At 69.0% G+C, this 7,254-nt stretch carries 7 protein-coding genes; 1 reads left to right on the top strand and 6 read right to left on the bottom strand.

Annotation, left to right across the window (positions count from 1 at the left end; genetic code table 11):
• The 6 genes from F2B26_RS13395 to F2B26_RS13370 form a co-directional block, all read right to left on the bottom strand.
• Window positions 1-672 (bottom strand): DUF4432 family protein (locus tag F2B26_RS13395; RefSeq protein WP_159810185.1); only part of this gene is annotated, 672 nt, incomplete at its 3' end.
• The gene (locus F2B26_RS13390; RefSeq protein ID WP_159810183.1) at window positions 669-1,853 is read right to left on the bottom strand and encodes an ADP-dependent glucokinase/phosphofructokinase; all 1,185 of its coding nucleotides are present in this window, start codon (window positions 1,851-1,853) and stop codon (window positions 669-671) included. The genes F2B26_RS13390 and F2B26_RS13395, both read right to left, overlap by 4 nt.
• 27 nt (window positions 1,854-1,880) lie before the next feature.
• Window positions 1,881-2,741 carry a ketose-bisphosphate aldolase gene (locus F2B26_RS13385; RefSeq protein ID WP_159810181.1) on the bottom strand — a complete coding sequence of 287 codons (861 nt, stop codon included), beginning with the start codon at window positions 2,739-2,741 and terminating at the stop codon, window positions 1,881-1,883.
• A gap of 32 nt (window positions 2,742-2,773) precedes the next feature.
• Window positions 2,774-3,625 carry a carbohydrate ABC transporter permease gene (locus F2B26_RS13380; RefSeq protein WP_159810179.1) on the bottom strand — a complete coding sequence of 284 codons (852 nt, stop codon included), beginning with the start codon at window positions 3,623-3,625 and terminating at the stop codon, window positions 2,774-2,776.
• 1 nt (window position 3,626) lies between these two features.
• Window positions 3,627-4,574 carry a carbohydrate ABC transporter permease gene (locus tag F2B26_RS13375; protein ID WP_235929671.1) on the bottom strand — a complete coding sequence of 316 codons (948 nt, stop codon included), beginning with the start codon at window positions 4,572-4,574 and terminating at the stop codon, window positions 3,627-3,629.
• Window positions 4,575-4,650: 76 nt separating this feature from the next.
• Window positions 4,651-5,817, bottom strand: coding sequence for an ABC transporter substrate-binding protein (locus F2B26_RS13370; protein ID WP_235929670.1), 1,167 nt, complete (start codon window positions 5,815-5,817; stop codon window positions 4,651-4,653).
• A 459-nt stretch (window positions 5,818-6,276) separates the two neighbouring features.
• Between F2B26_RS13370 and F2B26_RS13365 the strand changes: the two genes are divergently transcribed.
• Window positions 6,277-7,134: a DeoR/GlpR family DNA-binding transcription regulator gene (locus F2B26_RS13365; protein WP_159810173.1), complete on the top strand. Its 858-nt coding sequence runs from the start codon at window positions 6,277-6,279 to the stop codon at window positions 7,132-7,134.
• Window positions 7,135-7,254: the final 120 nt, after the last annotated feature.

Raw genomic sequence — 7,254 nt, 5'->3', positions numbered from 1 at the left:
GGGTGCCGGCGCCGGCATGACGAGCGGCTCGCGCCCGGCCGGCAGCGGTTCGCGGGTGCTCGTGCGCCCCGCCTCGACCACGAGCCGCGACCCCGGTGCCAGCAGCGGCGCCCCGAGGTTGACGTGGTAGAGCAGCGGCACACCCGCCGGCTGCTCGCCGACGTTGGTCACCACGTCGTCGACCTGCACCCACCCGTCGTCCGTGGCGAGGGTGAGGTGGCGGTCGACGACGACCCGCGGCCCGCCCAGGCTGGTGTGCGCGACCTTGCCGACGACGTGCACGACGACCGCGTCGGCCGTCCGCTCGCGCCACCAGCGCACGTCGTAGGCGTGCGACAGGTGGTGCGTGCCGTGCTGGCCGTGGCCGTCGCGCGGTTCGCCGATGTTGTCCGGGCCGCAGGTGGCGAGCAGCCCGCCGAGGAACCGCTGCTCCCAGTCCGCGCCCGGCCCCGGGTCCACCGGGTTGGGCGAGCGCCAGGCGACCGGGGTCCCGGCCCACCAGGCCGCCCCCAGGTCGAGGCCGCGGTCCGGCAGCACGTCGAGGGACCAGCCACCGGCGAGGCGCACCGCGAGCACGCGCTCACCGCCGCGTCCGGTGCGCTCGGCGACGTCGGCCACCGCCTCGGGCAGCCCCACCAGACCGGCGTCGAGCAGGTCGACCGCGCGGGTCACGCCTGCACCAGCTCGGCGACGAGCCCACCCATGAACGTGTCGCCCAGCCCGATGGTCGTCGGCCGCTCGACGCGCAGGTCGAGGGCGGGCACGACGCAGACCTGCTCGCCCAGCAGCTCCTCGAGGCGGGTGCCGAACGCAGCACCGGCCGCGTGCACCGGACCGGCCGCGACCTGCGCGTGCTGGTCCGGGGTGAACCCGTCGCCCAGCGCGTACCGGGCCCCGGCCATGTGCACGCCGCCGCGCAGCGCCGTCCGCCAGCGCCCGGCGTCCGGCCCGTAGGCCAGCGCCCAGTACCGGCTGTGCACCATGAGGGTGCGAGCCGGGATGCGGGCGTGCAGGTCGGCGAGGTGGCCGGCCATGGCCGTCGCGTCCAGCAGGTCCACCTGCGCGGCGAGGGACGCCTGCATCTCGTCCTCGTTCATGCCGTACAGGTCGATCGCGTCGAGCAGCCGCTCACGCACCAGGTCGGCGAGCTCGGGCACGTGGAACCCGGCGTCCTCGTAGATGACGAGGGCACCGGCCGGCAGCCGCGTGAGGTGCCGGCGCAGGTCCGCCAGCCGGGTGGCCAGCGTCGCCGGGTCGCGCACCGTGTTGAACCCGCAGATCACGAACACGTCCGCGGTGGCGAGCACGTCGCCCAGCCCCTCCGCGAGCACGAGCTCGGCGTTGGGCGGGTCGTGGGCGTAGATGAGGCGGTTCGGCTCGGTGGACACCAGCTCGCGGTCGCCCACGCGCAGGTGCACCCCCGCCGGGTACTGCACGATGAGGTGCGGGTCGAGCGAGTCGGCCTGCGCGCTGCACACGTACGAGATCGCCCGTGGCAGCAGCCGGCGCACATGGTCGTCGATGCTCACCAGGTGCACCGTGCTCGGCAGCCCGAAGGCCGCCATCGCGATGCCGGCCCGCACCCCCGTCCCGCCCAGCGTGATGGCCGTGGCGAACCGGGCGGCGAACGTGTCGATCACGTCCGACGAGGCGACGAACCGCTCACCGCCGACCCCGGCCGCCACGAAGGAGGCGATGGAGACGACGAGGTCCCGTTCGGTGCGCACCGGGTGGCGCAGGTCGAGGTCGGCGGGCGTCACCCCCAGCTCGTCGACCAGGGCCTGGAGGGTCGCGGTGTCCCACACGATCTCGTAGTCGACCGTGCCCCCCAGGCCCAGGACGGCGTGCTTCATGTCAGTCCGTTCCGTCCGTGCGGGCGATCAGTACAGGTCGGCCTTGCCGGCCGCCTCGAACAGGTCGATCTTCTGCGCGGCGACGACGTTCATGGCCTCGATGCACGGCGGCTGGATGGTGTTCGGCTCGCGCAGCGTCACGTCGGCCATCACCTCGCGCATCTTGGCGTGGTACGCGGCCTTGATGTCGCTGGAGATGTTGATCTTGTTGACGCCGAGCTTGACCGACTGACCGATCTCCGTGTCGGGGTTGTTCGACCCGCCGTGCAGCACGAGCGGCACGTCGACGACGGCCTTGATGGCCTGCAGCCGGTCGAGCTTGAGCTCGGGCTTCATCCACGCCGGGTACAGGCCGTGGCAGGTGCCGATGGCGATGGCCAGGGAGTCCACACCGGTCTGCGCGACGAACGAGACGGCCTCGTCGGGCTCGGTGTAGGTGATGGTGTCCGAGCCGTCCTCGGCCTCGGCGTCCATCTTGCCGATCGTGCCGAGCTCGCCCTCGACCGAGACGCCCACGGCGTGCGCGGTGGCCACGACCTTGCGGGTGATCGCGACGTTCTCCTCGAACGGGAGCATCGAGGCGTCGATCATCACCGAAGTGAAACCGGCCTGGATGGCGGTGAGCACCTGCTCGTAGGTGGCGCCGTGGTCGAGGTGGATGGTCACCGGGACGGTGGCCTTGTGCGCCGCCTGGATGATCGCCGGCAGCAGGTCGGTGCCGATGTGCGACAGCTCGTCGGGGTGGATCGCGACGATGAGCGGGGCGCGCTTGGCCTCGCTGATCGCGAGGATGCCCGTGAACATCGCCCAGTCGCTGATGTTGAACGCCGGGACCGCGAAGCTGTGCTCGTCCGCGACGGCCAGCAGGTCCTTGCCATTGATCAACATGACAGTTCTCTCTCTTTCCTTGGTGGAACCGGTCAGATCTTCACTGCGCCGGCGGTCATCCCACCGATGAAGTAGCGCTGGAAGAACAGGAACAGGAGCATCACTGGGATGCAGCCGAGAATGCTCATCGCCATCATCTCGGACCATTCATAAGAATGCTGGCCCATGAGAAGCTGGATACCGATGGGCACGGTGCGCATGTCCTCGGTCTTGGTGAGGGTGAGCGCGAAGAGGTATTCGTTCCACGCGATCATGAACGTATAGATCCCGACCGAGACGATGCCCGGCACCGCAATCGGCACGAGCACCCGCCACAACGCCTGGAACGCACCGGCACCGTCGACCTTGACGGCCTCGTCCAGCTCACGGGGAAGGGTGTTGAAGTACCCCGTCATCATGATGATCGCGTAGGGCAGCGTGAACACCATGTAGGTGAGGATCAGCCCCTGGTAGGTGTTGTACATCTTGAGCGCAACGACCAGCCCGAAGTACGGGATGAGCAGCGTGATCGGCGGCACCGCCTGCACCGAGATGACCAGCACGTTGAGCGCGTTCTTGAACGGGAACTCGTACCGGCTGAACGCGTACGCGGCCAAGATCGCCACCACCAGCGTGAGCGCGGTGACCGACAGCGCCACCACATAGCTGTTGATGAAGAACCGCACCTTGGTCGGGTCGGTGAGGATCGAGGTGTAGGCGTCGAACGAGAACCCGCTGGTGATGAGCTTGGGCGGCAGCGCGAAGATCTCGGTGTTCTTCTTGAACGAGTTCGACGCCATCCAGAGCACCGGCAGCCCGGCGAACAGCCCACCGACGGTCAGCCCGACCAGCAGCAGCGCCTTCTGCGCCGCGGTCTGGCGACGCCTCCTGGCAGAGAGGTTCATGTCAGTCCCTCGATCTCTGGTGCCGGACGTAGAGGAACGCCAGCACCATGGAAAGCAGCAGCACGATCACGGCGCTCGTCGAGGCCAGCGAGAACTTGTAGCTGCTGAAAGCCAGCTTGTAGGTGTAGGTCGAGAGCATCTCGGTCACGTTGATCGGGCCGCCGCCGGTGGTCATCCAGATGAGCGCGAACTGCTGCGTGGTCCAGATGACGTCCAGCAGGGCCATCGAGATGATGATGGGCCGCAGCTGCGGGAGCGTGACGTTGCGGAACTTCTGCACGGCATTGGCACCGTCGACGGTCGCCGCCTCGTACAGGTCCTTGGGGATGCCCTGCAGACCAGCCAGCAGGCTGACCATGAAGAACGGGTAGCCAGCCCAGATGTTGATGAAGGTCACGGCGTGCAGCGCGGTGGCGGGCGAGGCCAGCCACTCCACGTTCTGGTGGATGAGGCCCAGCGTGTGCAGCAGGTAGTTGACCACACCGTTGGGGTTGAGCAGCATGCGCCACAGCACCGCGATGATCGCCACCGTGAACAGCCACGGCAGCACGTAGACCACCCGGAACAGCGCCTTGGTGCGATTCTTCAGCAGCGGGCTGTTGAGCATCATCGCGAAGGTGAGCCCGAGCACCATGTGGGCAGCCACGCTCACACCGGTGAAGTAGGCGGTGTTCTTGACCGCCGTGAAGAACACCGGGTCGGTGACGACCTTGACGTAGTTGTCCAGGCCCACGAACACCGGGTTCGGGTTGGTGATGACGTTGTCCTGGAACGAGTACCCGATCACCATCGCGATCGGCAGGAGCATGAGCACGACCAGCAGCAGGACGGTCGGCGCCAGGTAGAGGTACGGCGTGATGCGGCGCTGGACGCGTGGCCACAGCGGCCGGCGGTACGTCGGCGCCGGGTCGCGGTGCGACGGTGGGGCGGACTGCGCGAGGGCAGACAAGGTGGGGCCTCCTTCGGGGCGGTCCGCACCGGGCACGACGGGCATGCCCGGTGCGGACCGAGGTGTCACGGAGCTGCTAGAACTCCGCGACCCACTTCGCCTGGGCGTTCTTCAGGGCGTCGGACACCGACTCGTCGCCGTTGAGCGCCAGCTGCAGCTGCTCGCCGTAGTCGCGCATGAGCTGCTCGGAGACCGGCAGGCCGACGAACTCGTTGGCCGGGGTGCCGGCCTTGTAGATGTCGAACGCCTTGGAGAACAGCGGGTCGCTGTTCGAGAAGTCGGGCGTCGACTCCTTGTTGCCGGGGAACGCGTTCGCCAGCGTCGAGAGCTTGGAGTTGACGTCCTTGCTCATGAGGTAGGAGACGAGCTTCCACGCCTCGGCCTTGTGCTTGGAGTTCTCGGCGATGCCGATGCCCCACGAGGCGTAGGGGATGCCCCGCGCCCCGGTGTACCCGTCCTCGGCCGGGATGGCCGAGATCGAGAACTTGAGGTTCGGGTTCTCCTTCTTGATGAGGTTGATGTGCGCGAGCGAGTCGATCATCATGCCGACCCGGCCGTTGGTGAACTCCTCGACCTTGTCCTGCTCCTTCATGGTGAAGGAGCCCTGGGCGACGACGCCGGCGTCCCACAGGTCCTTGACGAACTGCGTGCCGGACGTGACGGCCTTGTTCGTGAGGTCGGGCTTGCCGTCCTTGAGCATCGAGCCACCGGACGCCCAGACCCACGACATGACGTCGTTCTGCACACCGTTGGGGGCGTCGAGGGACAGCGGCAACACCCAGCCGGCCGTGTTGTTGCCGAGCGCGGTGACCTTCTTGGCGTCGTCCATGAACTGCGACCGGGTCGACGGCGGGGCGCTCACACCGGCCTGCGAGAGCAGGTCGTCGTTGGTGAACAGCGGGTACACGAAGTTGACGACCGGGATCATCCGGGTCTTGCCGTCGATCGCGACCTGGCTGACGAGCTGGCTGTCGTCGTAGCCGTTGTCCTTCATGAGGGCGGACAGGTCGGTGATCGCGTTCTGCTTGGTGAAGTCGGAGACCCAGGCTCCGTCGAGGCCGACGACGTCGGACATGGTGCCCGAGGCCGCGCCGGCGACGACCTGCTCCTTGGTCGAGGCGTACGGCCCCGACAGGAGCTTGACCGTGATGTTCGGGTTCGCCTTCTGGAAGTCGTCGATGACACCCTGGAGGGCGCCGGCAGGCAGCTCGGGCTCCCACCACTGCGCGAACTCGAGCGTCACCTTCTCCCCCGATGCCGACGTGCTGGCCGGGTTGGACGATCCACTGCAAGCCGTGGTGAGTGCCAGTGCGACAGCACCGGAGGCCACCAGAAGCCCCCGAACTGTACGAGCGCCGTTGCTCATCTCTCTCCTCTCTGAGAACTGCCACATCGTGCGCATCGATGCGCACTTCTGCGTGTTCCCGCACGCTAAGTCGCCCAGGAGCGTGACGTCAAGGGCTTGTCAGAGACTCCTCAGGGTCGGACCAACGTCCCGATCTCAGCCATTGATGCAGGTCAGCGGCCCGGGCGCCCGCGACGCGTGCCGGTACCGGGACGTGCGTCTTTGTCACGATTGCGCATCACGAGGCCCCCAGCAGGGAACCGCAAGCCGCCCACGGGCGTGGGATCGCTGCCACGGCGGTTGCGCGATTCGGCACCGGCGGCACCGCCGAGTGCCAGAATGTGCTACTAGTTGCACATGTCCGCTTCAGGTTCCGACGCCGCCGCCTCGCGTCGCCTGCCCGCCGGCCGCAAGGCCGAGCTCGCGGCGTACGTGGCCGAGGTCGGCGAGGTCACGGTCGCCCGGCTCGCCGAGCACTTCGAGGTGTCCGCCGACACCATCCGACGCGACCTCGACCAGCTCGACGCCGACGGTGTGCTCATCCGAACCCACGGCGGTGCCGTCAGCCCCGTCGCGCTGCCCCGCCCCGAGTTCGGCCTCGACGTGCGCCTGCGGCTGCACGCCGACGCCAAGGAGACCATCGGCCGGCTCGCCGCGGGCCTGGTCCACGACGGCGACGCCCTCATGCTCAACGCCGGGACGACGACCCTGGCCGTGGCCCGCAACCTGCGCGAACGGCACGACCTCACGATCGCCACCAACAGCCTGCGGCTGCCGGCCGAGGTCTCCCCGACGATGATCCGCGACCTGTACGTCTTCGGCGGCTCGGTGCGGCTCACCGCCCAGGGCACCGTCGGCCCGCTGCAGATCCCCGTCTCGGCCTCCGGCGGCGACCCGGGCATCCGCGCCGATCTCGCGCTCGTCGCGGTCGGCGCGGTCGACGGCGCCAGCGGCTACTCCACGAGCAACCTGGCCGAGGCCGCCATGATGGCCGAGATGATGGCGCGGGCCACCCGCGTCGCTGTGCTCGCCGACGCCTCGAAGTTCGGCCGACGGCTGTTCGCCCAGATCGCCGAGCTCGACCAGGCCGACTACCTGGTGACCGACGCCGCACCGCCGGAGCCGCTGGCGATCGCGCTCGAACGCGCCGGGGTCCGCGTGCTGCACCCGGGCCAGGAGCCCGCCTCGGGCGAGGGCCCGCAGGACAGGGCCTGACGCCAGGGCCGCACGCGGCAGCCCGCCGGCCGGCGGTTCAGGTCCGGGACGGCCGGTTCAGGCCCAAGACCACCCGCACGGGCCCGGCTCGTCAGGCCCAGGACGGCGGCGGGGGCGGAG

The sequence above is a fragment of the Cellulomonas citrea genome, from assembly GCF_009829685.1.
GTDB classification, from domain to species: domain Bacteria; phylum Actinomycetota; class Actinomycetes; order Actinomycetales; family Cellulomonadaceae; genus Cellulomonas; species Cellulomonas citrea.
Note: the sequence above shows the minus strand (reverse complement) of the source record. Positions and strands in the feature narration are given on the sequence as shown.